The sequence below is a fragment of the Arthrobacter sp. 10L430 genome, from assembly GCF_056395245.1.
Map to the genome: position 1 here is coordinate 66,887 of NZ_JBFTJD010000012.1, position 15,725 is coordinate 82,611.

At 65.0% G+C, this 15,725-nt stretch carries 13 protein-coding genes; 8 read left to right on the top strand and 5 right to left on the bottom strand.

Features of this window, described 5'->3' with window-relative positions; all coding sequences use genetic code 11:
- The first annotated feature begins 54 nt into the window (after nt 1-54).
- Nucleotides 55-279 carry a hypothetical protein gene (locus AC1DDG_RS12565; protein ID WP_230118575.1) on the top strand — a complete coding sequence of 75 codons (225 nt, stop codon included), beginning with the start codon at nt 55-57 and terminating at the stop codon, nt 277-279.
- 64 nt (nt 280-343) lie between these two features.
- Here the strand turns inward: AC1DDG_RS12565 and AC1DDG_RS12570 are convergent, their stop codons facing one another.
- Complete coding sequence (locus tag AC1DDG_RS12570) at nt 344-1,270, bottom strand: cation diffusion facilitator family transporter (RefSeq protein ID WP_230118573.1); 927 nt, start codon at nt 1,268-1,270, stop codon at nt 344-346.
- Between the two features lie 121 nt (nt 1,271-1,391).
- The gene (locus tag AC1DDG_RS12575; RefSeq protein ID WP_230118571.1) at nt 1,392-1,748 is read right to left on the bottom strand and encodes a hypothetical protein; all 357 of its coding nucleotides are present in this window, start codon (nt 1,746-1,748) and stop codon (nt 1,392-1,394) included.
- A gap of 335 nt (nt 1,749-2,083) precedes the next feature.
- Here AC1DDG_RS12575 and AC1DDG_RS12580 point away from each other — a divergent pair, with 335 nt between their 5' ends.
- The 3 genes from AC1DDG_RS12580 to AC1DDG_RS12590 are packed head-to-tail and all read left to right on the top strand — an operon-like array spanning nt 2,084 to nt 5,194.
- Nucleotides 2,084-3,904, top strand: coding sequence for an ABC transporter ATP-binding protein (locus AC1DDG_RS12580; RefSeq protein WP_230118570.1), 1,821 nt, complete (start codon nt 2,084-2,086; stop codon nt 3,902-3,904).
- Nucleotides 3,901-4,824: an NUDIX hydrolase gene (locus tag AC1DDG_RS12585; protein ID WP_230118568.1), complete on the top strand. Its 924-nt coding sequence runs from the start codon at nt 3,901-3,903 to the stop codon at nt 4,822-4,824. The genes AC1DDG_RS12580 and AC1DDG_RS12585 overlap by 4 nt, the downstream gene beginning before the upstream one ends.
- 40 nt (nt 4,825-4,864) lie before the next feature.
- Nucleotides 4,865-5,194, top strand: a complete 330-nt coding sequence (locus tag AC1DDG_RS12590; protein WP_230118567.1) for a DUF6221 family protein — start codon at nt 4,865-4,867, stop codon at nt 5,192-5,194.
- Here the strand turns inward: AC1DDG_RS12590 and AC1DDG_RS12595 are convergent.
- Nucleotides 5,191-5,793 carry a DnaJ family domain-containing protein gene (locus AC1DDG_RS12595; protein WP_476876311.1) on the bottom strand — a complete coding sequence of 201 codons (603 nt, stop codon included), beginning with the start codon at nt 5,791-5,793 and terminating at the stop codon, nt 5,191-5,193. The two genes, AC1DDG_RS12590 and AC1DDG_RS12595, sit on opposite strands and share 4 nt — an antisense overlap.
- A gap of 195 nt (nt 5,794-5,988) precedes the next feature.
- Here AC1DDG_RS12595 and AC1DDG_RS12600 point away from each other — a divergent pair, with 195 nt between their 5' ends.
- Nucleotides 5,989-6,630, top strand: a complete 642-nt coding sequence (locus AC1DDG_RS12600) for an NADPH-dependent F420 reductase (RefSeq protein ID WP_476876312.1) — start codon at nt 5,989-5,991, stop codon at nt 6,628-6,630.
- A 95-nt stretch (nt 6,631-6,725) separates the two neighbouring features.
- Here AC1DDG_RS12600 and AC1DDG_RS12605 read toward each other — a convergent pair whose 3' ends face one another.
- The gene (locus AC1DDG_RS12605; protein WP_230118561.1) at nt 6,726-6,920 is read right to left on the bottom strand and encodes a hypothetical protein; all 195 of its coding nucleotides are present in this window, start codon (nt 6,918-6,920) and stop codon (nt 6,726-6,728) included.
- Between the two features lie 379 nt (nt 6,921-7,299).
- Between AC1DDG_RS12605 and AC1DDG_RS12610 the strand changes: the two genes are divergently transcribed.
- Nucleotides 7,300-8,319: a matrixin family metalloprotease gene (locus tag AC1DDG_RS12610; RefSeq protein WP_476876313.1), complete on the top strand. Its 1,020-nt coding sequence runs from the start codon at nt 7,300-7,302 to the stop codon at nt 8,317-8,319.
- A gap of 355 nt (nt 8,320-8,674) precedes the next feature.
- Nucleotides 8,675-14,212 (top strand): peroxidase family protein, encoded by a 5,538-nt coding sequence (locus tag AC1DDG_RS12615; RefSeq protein WP_476876314.1) that lies wholly within the window; start codon nt 8,675-8,677, stop codon nt 14,210-14,212.
- 70 nt (nt 14,213-14,282) lie between these two features.
- Here AC1DDG_RS12615 and AC1DDG_RS12620 read toward each other — a convergent pair whose 3' ends face one another.
- The gene (locus AC1DDG_RS12620; protein WP_230118555.1) at nt 14,283-14,507 is read right to left on the bottom strand and encodes a hypothetical protein; all 225 of its coding nucleotides are present in this window, start codon (nt 14,505-14,507) and stop codon (nt 14,283-14,285) included.
- A 512-nt stretch (nt 14,508-15,019) separates the two neighbouring features.
- Between AC1DDG_RS12620 and AC1DDG_RS12625 the strand changes: the two genes are divergently transcribed.
- Nucleotides 15,020-15,703 (top strand): NADPH-dependent F420 reductase, encoded by a 684-nt coding sequence (locus AC1DDG_RS12625; protein WP_290369750.1) that lies wholly within the window; start codon nt 15,020-15,022, stop codon nt 15,701-15,703.
- Nucleotides 15,704-15,725: the final 22 nt, after the last annotated feature.

The window sequence follows — 15,725 nt, forward strand, 5'->3', positions numbered from 1 at the left end:
CACGACTGGCCTTTCGCTACTGGGGGCAGCTACTCAACGAGGAGTCACGCAGGCATGAACAGTCATGAGCACCGCAATTCCCAATACGTCCGTCCGCTCGACCAAAGCCGCGAGCGCCCCGACCTGAGAAGCGTCCACGTCCGCGAGGACGTGGCCCGTTCGGGACGGTGCGGCAACGTCCATATGGCCACCGGCCGGACCTGCATCCTGCCGGAGCGCCATCATGGTTCCTGCGAATTCGTGGGGCCCCACGAGGCCGAGGGCATCGCAGGTCACTAGAGGGTATGGCATCCGCGTTCTACGCAAGAGAACGACGGCGGGCGGTCCCGCCGTCGTCCGTTCCCTAGCGGGAAGAACCGGCGCCGAAAGTCAGGCTGGGCTCATCCAGTGTGGCGAGGGTCAGCACGGCCTCCTCCACCGTGTCGTGGTCCTCAAGGTCGCGCTCTATCCGGCGCAGCGCCACGGCCACTTCGCGCTCGGGACGGTCACCCGTCATGTCCACGGCCGCCACCACGTATAGCTTGCGCGGCCCCACGAATTCGACATGCAGGTACGTGATCCGCTCGATCTCCGCGTGTTCCAGGATCCGGCGCCCCATGGACTCCTCGATGTCGGGGCTCACGCCCTGTCCCACGAGGAAACGGCGGTTCCTGTCGATCAGGACCACGGCAACGACACCGAGGAGGAGTCCCACGAGGATGGATCCTGCGGCGTCCGGAAGCGGCGATCCAGTGACCTGGTGGAGGAAGATCCCGCCGAACGCAATGACCAGGCCAATGAGCGCTGCCGAATCCTCCGCGAAGACGGCACGCAGGGTGGGATCGGAGCTCTTGAGCACCTGCTCCAGAGTGTTCCGGTCGAGATCCCTTGCGGCCTTCCGCGCCTGCCGGAACGCCTGGATGAAGGACACACCCTCCAGCACGAACGCGGCCGCAAGGACGGCGTAGGCGATGCCAAAGTCACCGGCCGGCTCTGGCGCGAAAATCTGCTGCACGCCGTGCATGATCGACACCACCGCCCCGGCCGTGAACAGGCCGAAAGCCGCGAACATGGACCAGACATAGGCCTCCCGGCCGTAGCCCATCGGGTGGGCCTTGTCGCGCTTTTTCTTCGACTTTTTCTCGGCGAGCAGCAGGAAAATCTGGTTTCCGGTGTCCGCCCACGAGTGGGCGGACTCGGCGATCATTGACGCTGAGCCGGTCAGGAGCGCGGCAATGGTCTTGGCGACGGCAACGAGAAGATTCGCCACGAAGGCGATGATCACGGTCATGCGCCCTGAACCGGCTTCCCGGATCCGATGGTGTGGGCCATGAAGCCCACCGTACCCAACACGGCTCCCGCCACCTAGGGCCGGGCCATTCTCAGGTGTCTGTGCAGTCCGTTCGGCCCGGTCATCTGCCGAATCCGAGGCCCTCTGAGGTCAGTCCGCCGGCAAGTTCCGAAGCCGTCGAGAGGACCCAGCGTTCGCCGTCCTGTTCGTAGCAGACCACCACAGACGCCTCCGCGTCCCGCGCGGCATCCATGGCAAGCAACAGTGCGTCCTCCATGTGGCGTGCGTGCTCCAGCCGTTCGGCCAGGCTGCCCAGGAGGTCGCTGTTGTCGATCAGGAAGTGTGCTTTGCCTTCCACGATGACCTTCAGCGAATATCCCTGTTCCTCATGGACGGATCCGCGGGTCGAGGCAATTTCCGTGACCTTATCGGCACGAACCAGGCTCTGGCTGATCGTGCGGATCCACACGTCACCCATGGAAGCTCCTTTGGTCGTGAGGAACGGGAGGCAGTGTCCTACGAAAGAAACGCTAGTCCTTGCAGGTCCGCTTGTAAGCCCCCAATTAGCCGATACTGCCTAATTTGGGGGACCCTTCAGACCCAAACAGGATTTCCCCAAGCTCTGACAGCGTTTTCCCCAAGCTCCCTCGTGGATATTGGAGCGCACCAAAGAAGCTCCACTCGGGATGGAGCGGTGCCGGCCCACATACGGGCCGGCTTGCGGCAAGGCCGGGTGAAAATGCTCCGGCTTCCGCTCTGCAGCTAGGCGGCACGGCTCTCCTTGGATGCCGCAGGTCTACTTTAGGGGGACACATGTTTCTCACGTTTTGGCGTTTTCGGCGGGCTATCACGCCCCACGCCTGGGCAATGGGCGGCGGCGCACTGCTGGTTATTTTCGTCGCCGCAATGGAAGTGGCGTTGCCCTGGCCAATGAAGATCATCGTTGACGACGTGTTGCAGCCCCGGGGCAATTCCAAGCCGGATCCGACGGCGGCGTACCTGGGGCTCGCCGGGCTCGGCCCGCTCCAGTTGCTCCTTCTCGCCGCATCGGCGCTTCTCACCATGACAGTGATGAATGCCGCGGCGGATTATCTGGGGACCCGGATCCTCAACGGCGTCGGCGAAAAGACCATGGCGGCCATCCGCGCCGACGTCTTTACCCACCTGCAGCGGTTGTCCCTGTCATTCCACGACAAGCAACGGCTGGGGGACCTGGTCACACGAACCACCACGGACGTTGATTACGTCCGCTCGCTCATGGTGTCCATGCTTTCCGTGCTGCTTCCCAACGTGTTCATTCTGGGGTTTGTCACCACCATCTGCGTACTCGTCGACCCGGCGTTCGCGTTGATCGGGATGGCAGTGGCACCGTTGCTGTTCGTGACGGTGCTCTTCTACCGGCGCCGCATCAAGAAGGCCTCCCGGGAGGCACGCAGCAAGGACAGCGACATAGCGGCGGCGATGTCGGAGACGTTCGCGTCCGTGCGGGTAATGCAGACCTACACCAGCGAAGCACGCCATGAGGAGGACTTCCGGTCACGGAATGACGGACGGATGAACGCAGGACTGAGGGTCATACGGCTTCAGTCATTGTTCTCGCCGCTGGTCGATGTCATCGCGACGTTGGGAACAGTACTGGTGCTCTGGATCGGCGCCCAGCGGGTGCTGGATGGAACCATGACACTCGGCCTGTTGCTGGTGTTCATCGCATACCTCAAGGCACTGTATTCGCCGATGAAGTCCCTGGCGAAACTGACAACCGTGATCAGCCGCGGCCAGGCCAGTGCCGAGCGCATCCAGGAAATCCTTGACACGGCGCCGGCCGTCTTCGACAAGCCGGACGCCCGCCCTGCCCCGCGGCTGAGCGGCGGCGTGGAGCTGCGTGGGGTCAGCTTCGGCTATCAGGGGCAGCACGATGTCCTGCACAGTATTGACCTCACGGCCGAGCCGGGCAGCCTGGTGGCCATCACGGGCCCCACGGGTGCCGGAAAATCGTCGCTGGTCAGCCTGATTCCCCGTCTCTACGACGCCACACAGGGGTCTGTGCTTCTCGACGGGCTGGACGTGCGGGACCTGCAGCTCGCCACCGTCCGCAGGCAGATTTCCATGGTGCTGCAGGAATCCATCCTGTTTCGCGGGACGATCTACGACAACATCGCCTACGGATCCGAGGGAGTCACCCGCGAGCAGGTGTTTGCGGCGGCCGAGGCGGCCCATGTGGACGAGTTCGTCCGGAACCTCCCGCAGGGATACGACACGCCGGTGGCCGAGCGCGGCGTTTCGCTCTCCGGCGGACAGCGTCAGCGCATCGCGATCGCCCGCGCCCTCGTGCGGAACACCCCCATCGTCATCCTCGATGAACCGACGTCGGGCCTGGATGCGATTTCCGAGCAGTACGTCATGCGTGGGCTCGACCGGCTCATGGCCGGACGCACAGTGATCGTCATTGCCCACAGGCTGTCCACGCTTAAGCGAGCCGACCACATTTACGTCCTCGACCACGGCCGGATTGTGGAAAGCGGCCGCCACGGGGATCTTGTGGCATCCGGCGGTCTCTACAGCCGGCTGGATGAACTTCAGCATTCACGGGAAACCCCGGCCCTGGCCCTGGTACAAACGGAGGCCAGCGCATGAGCACGCTCAAGCCCCCCACCTACGGTGCATTGCCCTGGCGGATCGGTCGCAAGGGCGCCCTCGAAGTCCTCCTGATCCACCGGCCTGCCCATGACGACTGGTCCATCCCCAAGGGCAAAGCCGAGCCGGGAGAATCCGGCAGGGAATGTGCGGCACGGGAAGTGCTGGAGGAAACCGGCTTTGAGTGCCGTCTTGGCGCGGAACTGCCCAGCATCCGGTATGAAGACAGCAAGAACAGGATCAAAACCATCCGTTACTGGGCAGCGGCGATGGAGTCAGGCAGCTTTACTGCCAACGACGAGGTAGACGCGGTCCGGTGGCTGTCTCTTCCGGCAGCCCTGCGCACCTTAACGGAGCCTCGGGACCGTCCTGCCATCATCTCCCTGGGCACCCAGCTCCAGATGCAGCTGGGCGTGCGCCCGGTGCCCGACCTGGAGAAAATGCTGCTCCTCGTCCGCGGCGCGCAAGTCACCAAACGAAACGAAGAGGGCAGTTCAGATGACGGCCGGATGCTGGCTGAGAATGGTGAATACGCCGCCCGAACACTGGCTGCTTTGGGGTCGATGTTCAAAATAGATCGGGTTGTGTCCGCCCCTTCTGCCCGGTGTGTCGAAACCGTCGCCGAGCTTGCCCGGCAGGAGTCCCTCGAAGTGGAGCGCTCAGACCACCTGACCGGGGGCAGCATCGCAGCGACCCTCGACCTGGTGGCAGAGGCCCGCGGGACGGGAACCGTGCTGTGCACGCATGAGGGCGTGATGGCGGGCGTTGTGGAGCACCTCATCCGCAACGACCGCACGGTGCTGAGTAAACGCTTCCGCGTCCGCAAGGGATCGGCCTGGGTGGTGACCGGCGACGACAGCCGCTACCACTCCGCCTACTACCTCCCGCTGTCTGCATCGGACTTCGGCAGCGGATCATAGCCCCGTGTCCCGCCATTGCGGCGGGGCGTACGCTCGGTTTGTGGACATTGTCGAATTCCTGTCCGAGCGCATCACCGAGGATGAGGCCGCGGCCCGGAAACTTCTCAGTGACAGGACCCTTTCCAAATCGGGCCAGTGGTACGAAAACCGCCTGCTGCTGGAGTGTGCGGCAAAGCGAAGAATTATCGGCATCATCGAGGCCGCCCGGCAGACGGCCTTGGCAACGCTGGTCAGCAACCCGTACGGGGATGGCTCCCAGTGGATTCCGGAGGCCCTTGAATGGACCACTCTGTCCCTGAACGCCCTGGCTCTCCCCTACGCCGACCATCCTGACTTCGAGCAGGACTGGCTGACCACCGGCCGGGCTTAGCCGGAGCCACTCCAGAGACGCCGCCACCATGGCCGCCGGGGTTCCGGCTCGGACAGGTCGGCATCGGCAGCGGCGACGGCGGACCGCCGCTCCTGCCAGCGCTGCACCTCGGCGTCGGCGTCGCGGGTCCTGGTGATCACGGGCGGGCCGCCCTGGAGCTGGCGCCGGGCATCGATGACGCGGGCGTTGAAGTCCTCCACGATGTCCCGCACCTGCTTCTCCGAGTACTGGGAATCCAGCCGGGCGTCCAGCTCTGCGTCCTCGGTCCGGAGGAGGATGGCCTTCGGTCCCATGCCGGTGATGTTCTCGCGCTGGATCAGGCCCTTGACCCACCAGTCGGGGTCGTATCCCTCCCCCAGGCCGGGGATCGGCTTGCCGGCGTATTTCAGGTTGTCGAACTTGCCCTGGGCCATGGCGTCCCGGATCAGGTATTCAACCCTGGCGGCGTCAGAGACCTTCTTGCGTTTCTGTCGCTCTTGCTCCTCCGCGGCGTCAAGCGCCGCTTCCTCCTCGGCCGTGATGCCGGCACCCCGAACGGCGCGCATCTCAGACAGCCGCTCCATCCTGCGCTTGAACTCGCCGGCTGCCCCGCCGCTCATCGTTCACCACCGTTCTCGTCCGCGAGTTGTAGCCCTGCCTTCCAGTATTCCGGCGTGCTTCGTGCCTTTCAATGGCACTGGCAGGAGCGGACGGCCAGGAGACGACGGCGGGAGGCATCCGCCGTCGTCCTCTTGCGTGGCGCGGCACTTGCGTAACGGTGAAATATCTGCGCGCGAACCGGTGTTGGCCCGGACATGACAACAATAGGAATCATCGGAGCAGGACACATTGGAAGCCAGGTTGCCCGCAAGGCGGTGCAGGTCGGCTACGACGTGGTGATCAGCAACTCCCGCGGACCGGAAACCCTGGCGGACCTGGCGGCTGAGCTGGGTCCCCGCGCGCGGGCCGCGACGCCCGCCGAAGCGGCGGCGGCTGGAGATGTCGCCGTCGTCACAGTGCCGCTGAAGAGCCTCCGGGACATCCCCGTGGAGCCACTTGCGGGCAAGATCGTGATCGACACGAACAACTACTATTGGGAGCGCGACGGCCGCATGCCGGCCCTGGACAACGGCGAAGCCACCACCTCGGGGCTGGTTCAGGAGCACCTCTCCCAGTCAAAGGTAGCCAAGGGATTCAACCACATCCTGGCCAAGGACATCACCACCGACGGGACGCCGGCCGGCACCGCCAACCGCCGCGCGCTTGCCACCGCCAGCGACTTCCCGGAGGCCAGCGAGCTGGTGACAAAGCTCTACGACGAATTCGGCTTCGATACCGTGAACGTCGGCCCGCTGTCCGAGAGCTGGCGAGTGGAACGGGACCGCCCGGCCTACGTCGCGCGTCAGACCGCCGCCGAGCTCACCGCGAACCTGGCACGCGCACCGCGCACCATCTGACCAAAGGCCGCGTTGCCGTGCGGCACCCACGGGGCAGACGACGGCGGGACCTCCCGCCGTCGTCGTCCAAACGTTTGATGGGGGCTGAGATCCCCCTACATGGGATCAGGCCAGTTTCCGATTGCCTCGCGCGCGGGGACGGTAACGCCGCCCGGGGGGTCGCCGGCTGCCTGCGCGCCTTTAGCGGCAGCGCCGTCGGCACGCGGCGCCTGCCCGGTGGTATCCGGCACCTCCTGGCTGGCGGTGGCAGAGTCAGAGGTGGCGGGAAGCTCGGACCTCATATTTTTCATGACTGGATCGGTCCCTCCGGCACGTAGGTGGCGGCCGCCCAGCCCAGCGGGTGCAGACAACTCAAGCTGCGTGCACACACCCGGCCACCCGATGCAATAACACTACGGCGAACCCGCATCTGGATGAACCCGTAAGCGGTACCCGACTTTTCGATGCCGCCGATACTTGCTCCCTTGGGTTCGCGGCGCCGAACAGACCGCGCGGATCTACGCAAAACCTGCGGCTTCCCTGCGGCTTTCCTGCGACGCGGTTGCTAGTGTGACTCATCACACGGTGCCGCAACCACGTTTCCATGGGGGAAGAACATGCTTGATAACTCCGCTAGTCCAGCGCGTTCAAAAGCCGGCCGGCGGCCCACCGGGCTCAACTGAGGAACGAATGCAGCGTTCGAACCCCGGCAGGTGGGAAGATCCGTCCCCGGACCGTGTAATCGTGTCGGCCGACGGCAGGCCCGTGCAGGTCCGGCGGTCGGCCAGCGGTCGGATCCCGCAATGGGCCATCGATGAGGCCCTGGGAAATCTGGAGGAACCCCTGCCGTGGCGTGCGGGCCCGATGCCCGGACACAACATATATCCATACCACCCGGGCAAGCGGCCTGGCGGAATCCGCCCATGGCGCCGATGGCTGGCCATTGGATCCAGCCTCGTCCTGCTGGCGGGCCTGTACTTCACTCCGGCGTTGTTCGAACGCTATGTGCTGCCGGCCGTCCTCCCCTATCTGCCCGGCGCTCCGCTGCCACCCCCAGGCGTTGAAGCCTCCGACGTTCCGCTGGGCCAGGCGCCGGCGGGCAGCGGGTCTCGCGCCTACAAGCTGCAGGAGTCCCCCGACCCCGGCCAGCCCTTCGCGGCCTACGATCCATGCCGCCCCGTCCACTACGTGGTCCGGCCGGATAACGCGCCGCCCGGGGCAGACCGGCTGATCCAGCAGGCCGTCATGGAGGTGTCAGCCGCAACCGGGCTGCGGTTCGTCTACGACGGCAGCACCACCGAGGCGCCCAGCGAGGAACGCGAGTCCTACCAGCCCGATCTGTACGGCAAGAGGTGGGCCCCGGTCCTGATTGGATGGTCCACTCCGGAGGAAAGCCCCGACCTGGCCGGGGACGTGGACGGGCTGGGTGGAAGCGGCTATGCCTACACTCCTGGCCGACCCTACGTCCTGGTCGCGGGCCAGGTGGAACTTGACGCCCCTGACCTCACCGAGATGCTGCAGTGGCCCGATGGTTCCGCCCATGTGCGTGCCGTCATCATGCACGAGCTCGGCCACGTTGTGGGACTCGACCACGTTGACGACCCGAAGCAGCTGATGTACCCGGAGGGTTCGGACATCACGGGATTCGCAGACGGTGACCGCGCCGGTTTGGCTCTCCTCGGCGCTGGAGCGTGCGTTCCGGAGCTATGACGGACGCCGTCATTGGCCGCTGTCCATAGTGACAGGCTGTTAATTCCCTTTTTCCAGCGAATCTTCAGGAACGGTTCTTAGCTTTTATTACAGGCTCAGTCAACCGCGCGGCTGTCTGATCCTGCCGCTAGGAAAGCCCCCGAGATCCGCGTATTCGCAGGAGCGGGGGTCTTTCCGCGCCTGCGCACACCCTGTCAACACGCTTCCAGAGCCAGCACGGAGCCAACCTAGGAATACCTTGGCGCCGTCAGCCCCCGAGGGGGCCTGTTCGGGTCCCCTCTCCTGTTCAAGGTTTTCCGGAGCGAGCCGCCTCACGATGAGCGCGTCCTATCCCCTTTGAAACAGCAGGTGTGCCATGAAAACCTCAGACACAAGATCCGGCCCTGCAGCAACTGCAAAGCACGCAGGCCCTGCCCCCCAACCGAACCACAGCCAGCGGCGCAGTCGCAGCGGCACGCGGTCCGGAACCTTCCGGCTCATCAGCGCCGCCACAGCCCTCGCTTTGCCGATTGCCGTGGGCCTCCCCGTGGTCAACGCAAACGCGGTGGTGGCGCCGGTGGGCCAGGGCTTCACCGTTACAGCCTCAGACCTGGCCTACATCCTCAAGCAAATCAAGATCGCGGAAGCCCACGTGGCCAACACCACCTCCGAGACCGGCCCCTGCGGGGCCCTCGTCGGGCCGGGCCCCAACCAGATCCCAGACGCGCTGACCTCCTATGGCCTGCGGACAGTCGACGGTTCATGCAACAACCTGATCAACAGCCGCGAGACCTTCGGCGCCGCTGACCAGAAGTTCCCCCGCTACACCACGCCGGTCTTCAATGATGCAGACCCCGTTCCGCCAGGTTTCGGTCCGGCCGGCCCCACCTCCTACAAGCAGAAGACAGGCAACGTCTTCGACAGCAAGCCGCGTGACATCTCCAACCTGATCGTGGACCAGACCTCAACTAACCCCGCCGCCGTTGCCGCAGCAGGCTTCCCCGTCCGGACCCAGGGCAATGTTGGCGTCCACCCGTGCACCACCGACCCCGATCCCCTGGCAACGCCGCCCGTGGACGGCGTTCCCGCCGGATGCGTGCCGTCGCACAACACGCTCTTCATCCCGAACGTCACCACCGACGTCGGGCTGTCGCCACCGTACAACTCGATGTTCACCCTGTTCGGCCAGTTCTTTGACCACGGCGTGGACCAGACCGTCAAGAGCGGCGGCAACGTCTTCGTGCCGCTCCGGGACGACGACCCGCTGGTCGCCGGACCGGACCACGTCTTCGGCAACGCGGATGACCTGCCCGCCAATCAGCGCTTCATGGTGCTGACCCGGGCGCAGAACCAGCCGGGCCCCGATGGGGTCATGGGCACCGCCGATGATGAACAGAATGCGACCAACACGGACTCCCCGTACGTGGACCAGTCCCAGACCTACACCTCCCACCCCTCCCACCAGGTGTTCCTGCGGGAATACGTGGACAACGCAGACGGCAAGCCGGTCTCGACGGGCAAGCTCCTCGGCGGGGAAGCCGGCACCAAGGCCGTTAACGGCATGGCCACCTGGGCCACTACCAAGGAGCAGGCTTCGAAGCTTCTTGGTATCCAGCTGCTCGACAAGGACGTGCTGAACGTCCCCCAGATCGAAGTCGACCCGTACGGCAAGTTCGTCCCCGGTCCCGCACGCGGGCTTCCGCAGTTCGTGACGGCAACGGGACTGGTTGAGGCCAACCGCGCCGACAATGGCAACCTGGGCACTCTGGTCCCGTCGAACGTGCTCTACTTCGACACTCCGTTCCTGACGGACATCGCCCACAACGCGGACCCGTCCCCGCAGGACACTGACCACAACCCATCCACCCCGCCGGTAGCTCCGGTGCCTGACGCGGACAACGTCGCCTCGGCCGATTTCGCCAGCCAGCCTCCGGGCACCTATGACGACGAGATGCTGAACGCGCACTTCACCGCCGGCGACGGCCGCGTCAACGAAAACATCGGCCTGAGCACCATCCACCAGGTTTTCCACTCCGAGCATGACCGTTTGGTGGAGGACTTCAAGAACACCCTGACCAACGACACCTCGGTCAAGGGCGTCGCGGCACTGGCCGAGTGGAAATCGGCCCTGGGCACCCCTGACGGCTGGAACGGCGAGCGCCTGTTCCAGGCCGCCCGCTTCGTCACCGAGATGGAGTACCAGCACCTGGTGTTCGAAGAATTCGCCCGCAAGGTCCAGCCCGCGATCCAGCCTTTCCACGTCTACCACACGGACATCAACCCGGCGATCCACGCTGAGTTCGCGCACGCGGTCTACCGGTTCGGCCACTCGATGCTGACCGAGACCATCGCCCGAACCAACCCGGACGGAACCGACAACTCGATCCCGCTGCTGAACGGTTTCCTCAACCCGCCCTCGTACAGGGACGGCGGCACCGCCGGCGAGCTCACCTCGGAGCAGGCCGCAGGCGCAGTCGTTATGGGCATGAGCGACCAAACGGGCAACGAACTCGACGAATTCGTGACCGACACGCTTCGCAATAACCTGCTCGGCCTGCCCCTGGACCTGGCAACGATCAACATGACCCGCGCCCGGGAAGCCGGCGTTCCTCCCCTCAACGAGGTGCGCCGCCAGATCCACGACTCCACCGGGGACGGCCAGCTCACCCCCTACACCAGCTGGGCTGACTTCGGCCAGAACATCAAGCACCCCGAGTCGCTGATCAACTTCGTTGCGGCCTACGGCACCTACCCGAGCATCACCGGTGCAGCAACACTGGCTGACAAGCGGGCAGCTGCCAAGGCCATCGTGGACCCGGGCCCCGGCGCCACGCCTCCCACCGCCGACATGATGGACTTCATGAACAGCACCGGAGCGTGGGCCAACCAGGAGGCCGGCCTGAACAAGGTGGACCTGTGGGTAGGCGGCCTCGCGGAGAAGACCAACCTCTTCGGCGGCCTGCTCGGCAGCACCTTCAACTACGTGTTTGAGAACCAGCTCACCGATCTCCAGAACGGCGACCGGCTGTACTACCTGGCCCGCACGCCCGGCATGAACCTGCGCACCCAGCTCGAAGGAAACAGCTTCGCCGAGATGATCATGCGCAACACCGACGGCACGAACACGCTGAAAGCCGACGTCTTCGCGACGGCCGACTGCAAGTTCCAGCTGAGCAACCTCGCCGGCACTCCGGAGGGCTACCTCGCTTCCGGACCCTCTGTCGCTGACGATCCTTCCACCCCTGACTGCAATGAAAACCTGCTGCTCCTGCGCAAGCCGGACGGCACCATCCAGTACCAGGAAAAGAACACCGTCGATCCGTCCGGCATCAACGGCCAGTCGGTCTACAACGGCACCGCCGCGGCGGACCGGGTAGCAGGCGGCAACGACAACGACACGATCTGGGGCAACGCAGGCAATGACGTCATTGAGGGCCAGGGCGGTGATGACGTTGCCTTGGGCGGCGACGGCAATGACCGCATCACGGACCTGTCCGGCGCCGACGTCCTCAAGGGCGGTCCCGGCAACGACTACACGAACGCCGGCATCGGCGACGACATCATGATGGGCGGCGACGGCCAGGACTTCATGAATGGCGGAGCCAACGACAATGAGACGTTCGCCGGACCCGGCAACGACTTCGTGCGGGCCGGTGACGGTGCAGACGCCGTGTTCGGCGACGGCGGGGACGACTGGGTCCAGGGCGGCTCAGGCCAGGACCTGCTCCAGGGCGACCACGGCGCACCGTTCTTCGACGACCCTGCCCAGACCAAACCGGGCAATGACATCATGGTGGGCCAGGTGGGCGAAAACGACTACGACGCTGAAGGCGGCGACGACGTCATGGCCGCCAACGCCGCTATTGACCGGTTCGCCGGCGCCGCGGGATTCGACTGGGCGATTCACCAGTACGACACCGTCGGGGCCAACGATGACATGAAGATCAACCAGAACCTGGCGGGCGTCCCCCTCCAGCTGGTGGTCAACCGCGACCGCTGGCAGGAAACGGAAGCAAACTCCGGTTCGGCGTTCAACGATGTCATCAAGGGCGACGACGTAGTGCCCAGTGCCGTGGGCGGCGCAGGCTTTAGCGGCTGCGACGTCCTCGACCAGACGGGCATCGACCGCATCGCCGGCCTCGGTAACCTCCTCCCCGCTCCGAGCACCCCGCTCGCCCCGGTGGAAGCGGCATCCGCCATGGGGGCCTGCCCCCTCGACGGACCAGTCTGGGGAGACGGCAACATCCTCCTCGGCGGCCTCGGCAGCGACAGCATCGAAGGCCGCGGTGCCAACGACGTGATCGACGGTGACCGGTATGTCCAGGTACGCATCAGCGTGCGGACCAACCCGGCCGACCCGGCCACTGAAATCGGCAGCACCGACCTCATGGAGCACACCTACCAGGCGGGCAACACCCACACCCTGGAAGCGGACGTCGCTGCCGGTGTCATCGACCCGGGCAACCTGGTCGCCGTCCGGGAGGTCATCACACCAACCGCGGCGGACACCGCAGGCAACATCGACTCCGCGGTCTTCTCCGGACCGCAGGCCAACTACACCGTTACCACCACCGGCGGCGACGGCACCGTTGGCTCGGCGGGGTCAACCACCACGGTCACCGACAACGTCGGCGCCGATGGAACGGATACGCTGCGGAACATCGAACGGCTTGTCTTCTCCGACACCGTTGCCCCCGCGGCCCCGATCATCGGCCTGGCAGCAGCAGCAGGAGCGGGCCAGGCTACGGTCAACTTCACCCCCGGGGCTGGCGGCGTTGCCACCAGCTTCTCAGTGAAGGTCGTGGACGCAGCCGGCGCCCAGGTCGGTGCCCTTCGCACTGCACCGGCCGGCGCAACGAGCCTGGTTGTCACCGGGCTGACCAACGGAGCCGCGTTCCGGTTCCAGGTGTCGGCAACGAACGACCTCGGCACGAGTGCCTTCTCCGCTCTGTCCAATGCCGTGACTCCCAGTGCAGCGGTAGTCGCCGCAGCACCGGTCATGGGGGCCGTCACTCCGGGCAACGCCCAGGTCACTGTCAACTGGTCCGCGCCAGGGCCGGTCGCCAATGCCTCTGCGGTCACCGGATACGTTGTACGCACCTACGTCGGCACGAGCACCACGCCGACGCGCACGACGACGGTTGCCAACGTCACCAGCACGGTGATGGGAACCCTGATCAATGCAACCGGCTACACCTTTGATGTTGCGGCGATCAACTCCGTGGGCACCGGCCCGGCCTCCGCCCGGTCCGCACTGGCAACGCCGCGCACGGAGTTTGTGGCCCCGACGGTGACGGCCAGGACACCTGCCTCAGGTGCCCGCTCGGTCAGCCAGTCCGGAAACGTGACAGCGACATTCAGTGAACCAGTCGCAAATGTCAGCACCGGCACTGTCGTCCTGCGGCTCAACGGTTCGGCGACCCCGATCCCCGCCGCAGTGACGTACAACAACGCCACCCGGACGGCGACGCTGAATCCGAACGGGAACCTCCTGCCGGACCGTACCTACACGGCATCGATGTCCTCGATCCGTGACACGGCCGGCAATACGATCGCGTTCACGTCGTGGCAGTTCACTACGGGACCGGCACCCACAATGGTTTCGGTAACTCCGGGCATCAACGCCACGGGGGCCCGCCGCAATGCCAACATCACGGCACGGTTCAGTGAGAACGTCACCGGCATCTCGGCGGCGACAGTGACGGTCACCCGGGTATCCAACGGCGCAGGGGTCACGGCGGCTCTCGGCTTCAGCACCGCGAACCAAACCCTGACCATCAACCCAGGCGCCACCCTCCTGGCCAACACGCAGTACCGGGTCACGATAACCGGCGGCACAGGAGCCGTCCGCGACCTCGCGGGCAACCCGTTCGTCACCCGCACGTGGGTGTTCACCACGGGATCCGCCCTCTAGGCACCAGCGAGGGGCCTCATCACAAGAGAACGACGGCGGGAACCTCCCGCCGTCGTTCTCTTGCGTCTGGTCACATGTGCTCTGTCGGGGCTTTTCGATCCGGAGTCGCCTCAGGTTCCCCGCTGCGGTCCAGGACCTGCCACACGATCACCGATCCGGTGACGGCGGCGGCCACGATACCGGCGATCAGCCATGCGGTCCTGGAGGCCTGGCGGGTGGATCGGAGTTTCCGCTCCGCGCGGCTCAAGGCCTCCCGGACCTGGACACCGTCCACACCTCTGCTTAATCTGGTCATTTCCACCTTCCTTGACTCTGGCTGTTTTCGGTCAGCCTACTGGGCCGCTGAAAATATCCAAATAATAACCGGGATGGAAGGGTAAGCCGCCGGGCTCAGACCAGGCGCGGATGGCCCTAACGGCCTCGTCAGGCTTGTGCCGGGTTGTGCCACCAGCCTTCCCAAGCGGTGGACGTCAGCTGACCCTGGGGGAACTCAGCGACAGCACTGGTTTCGCCGGATTGACGGCTTCCATCTTTCTGGCGGGAACTGAGAAACAGGCTCAAGCTACTCCGAAGCATTGTTATTCCTTTCGATGCGTCACGCGGATCACGTTTTACAAGTAGGAATTAGCGTAGCCAGAGCTTGTTTCATGGCGTCGACTGAACGTTTCAGCTTTGTATCCAGAAGCTCACATGCCACCGCAAGACGACGGCATGTGGCTCCGCTCCAAAGGCACTTGACGCTTCAACTTTCTGGATGTAGATTTAGTTGTAGCTTCAAGTATTGATCCTCCAGCAGAACAGAATCTGATGAAAACCCTCCTGGCCCGCATATTCGGAAAGAAGACCACCATGACGAACATCACCATCATCGGCAACGGCAACATGGCCCGAGGCATCGCCACTCGCGCCCTGGCCGGAGGCCAGAGCGTAGAGATCCTCGGGCAGGACGCCGCCAAAGCGCAGGAACTGGCCCGCGAACTCGGCGCCGGCGTCACCTTCGGCACCACCGCGGACGCTCCGCAGGGAAGCATCGTGGTCCTGGCCGTCCCGTTCGAGGCCGCAAAATCCGTGGTCACCGCCTTAGGCCACACCCTGGCCGGCAAGACCATCGTGGACATCACCAACCCGGTGAACTTCGAAACCTTTGACTCCCTGGTGGTCGAGCCCGGCACGTCCGCGGCCGAGGAAATTGCCAAGCTCGTCCCGGCAAGCTCGAACGTGGTCAAGGCCTTCAACACCACCTTCGCCGGCACCCTGGTCGCCGGGGTATCGGGCGGCCGGCCCCTGGATGTCTTCGTCTCCGGAGACAACGCCGACGCCAACGCTGCTGTCAGCAGCTTCGTCAGCGCCGGCGGCATGCGCCCCCTGGTTGTCGGCCCGCTCAAGCGCGCCCGCGAACTCGAAGGATTCCAGTTCGTCCTCATGACCATGCAGGCCAACCCCGAGTTCGCCGACTTCAACTGGGACACTGGGCTGCAGGTCACCAAGTAGAAGCAGCCGGCGCAAGATCGCC

What these genes read in the sequence shown, in the direction of transcription:
- AC1DDG_RS12600 (WP_476876312.1), top strand. Translation starts at nt 5,989, where the DNA reads ATGACAACAATAGGAATCATCGGAGCAGGACACATTGGAAGCCAGGTT.
- AC1DDG_RS12585 (WP_230118568.1), top strand. Translation starts at nt 3,901, where the DNA reads ATGAGCACGCTCAAGCCCCCCACCTACGGTGCATTGCCCTGGCGGATC.
- AC1DDG_RS12610 (WP_476876313.1), top strand. Translation starts at nt 7,300, where the DNA reads ATGCAGCGTTCGAACCCCGGCAGGTGGGAAGATCCGTCCCCGGACCGT.
- AC1DDG_RS12625 (WP_290369750.1), top strand. Translation starts at nt 15,020, where the DNA reads ATGAAAACCCTCCTGGCCCGCATATTCGGAAAGAAGACCACCATGACG.
- AC1DDG_RS12620 (WP_230118555.1), bottom strand. Translation starts at nt 14,507, where the DNA reads ATGACCAGATTAAGCAGAGGTGTGGACGGTGTCCAGGTCCGGGAGGCC.
- AC1DDG_RS12605 (WP_230118561.1), bottom strand. Translation starts at nt 6,920, where the DNA reads ATGAAAAATATGAGGTCCGAGCTTCCCGCCACCTCTGACTCTGCCACC.
- AC1DDG_RS12570 (WP_230118573.1), bottom strand. Translation starts at nt 1,270, where the DNA reads ATGACCGTGATCATCGCCTTCGTGGCGAATCTTCTCGTTGCCGTCGCC.
- AC1DDG_RS12580 (WP_230118570.1), top strand. Translation starts at nt 2,084, where the DNA reads ATGTTTCTCACGTTTTGGCGTTTTCGGCGGGCTATCACGCCCCACGCC.
- AC1DDG_RS12575 (WP_230118571.1), bottom strand. Translation starts at nt 1,748, where the DNA reads ATGGGTGACGTGTGGATCCGCACGATCAGCCAGAGCCTGGTTCGTGCC.
- AC1DDG_RS12595 (WP_476876311.1), bottom strand. Translation starts at nt 5,793, where the DNA reads ATGAGCGGCGGGGCAGCCGGCGAGTTCAAGCGCAGGATGGAGCGGCTG.
- AC1DDG_RS12565 (WP_230118575.1), top strand. Translation starts at nt 55, where the DNA reads ATGAACAGTCATGAGCACCGCAATTCCCAATACGTCCGTCCGCTCGAC.
- AC1DDG_RS12615 (WP_476876314.1), top strand. Translation starts at nt 8,675, where the DNA reads ATGAAAACCTCAGACACAAGATCCGGCCCTGCAGCAACTGCAAAGCAC.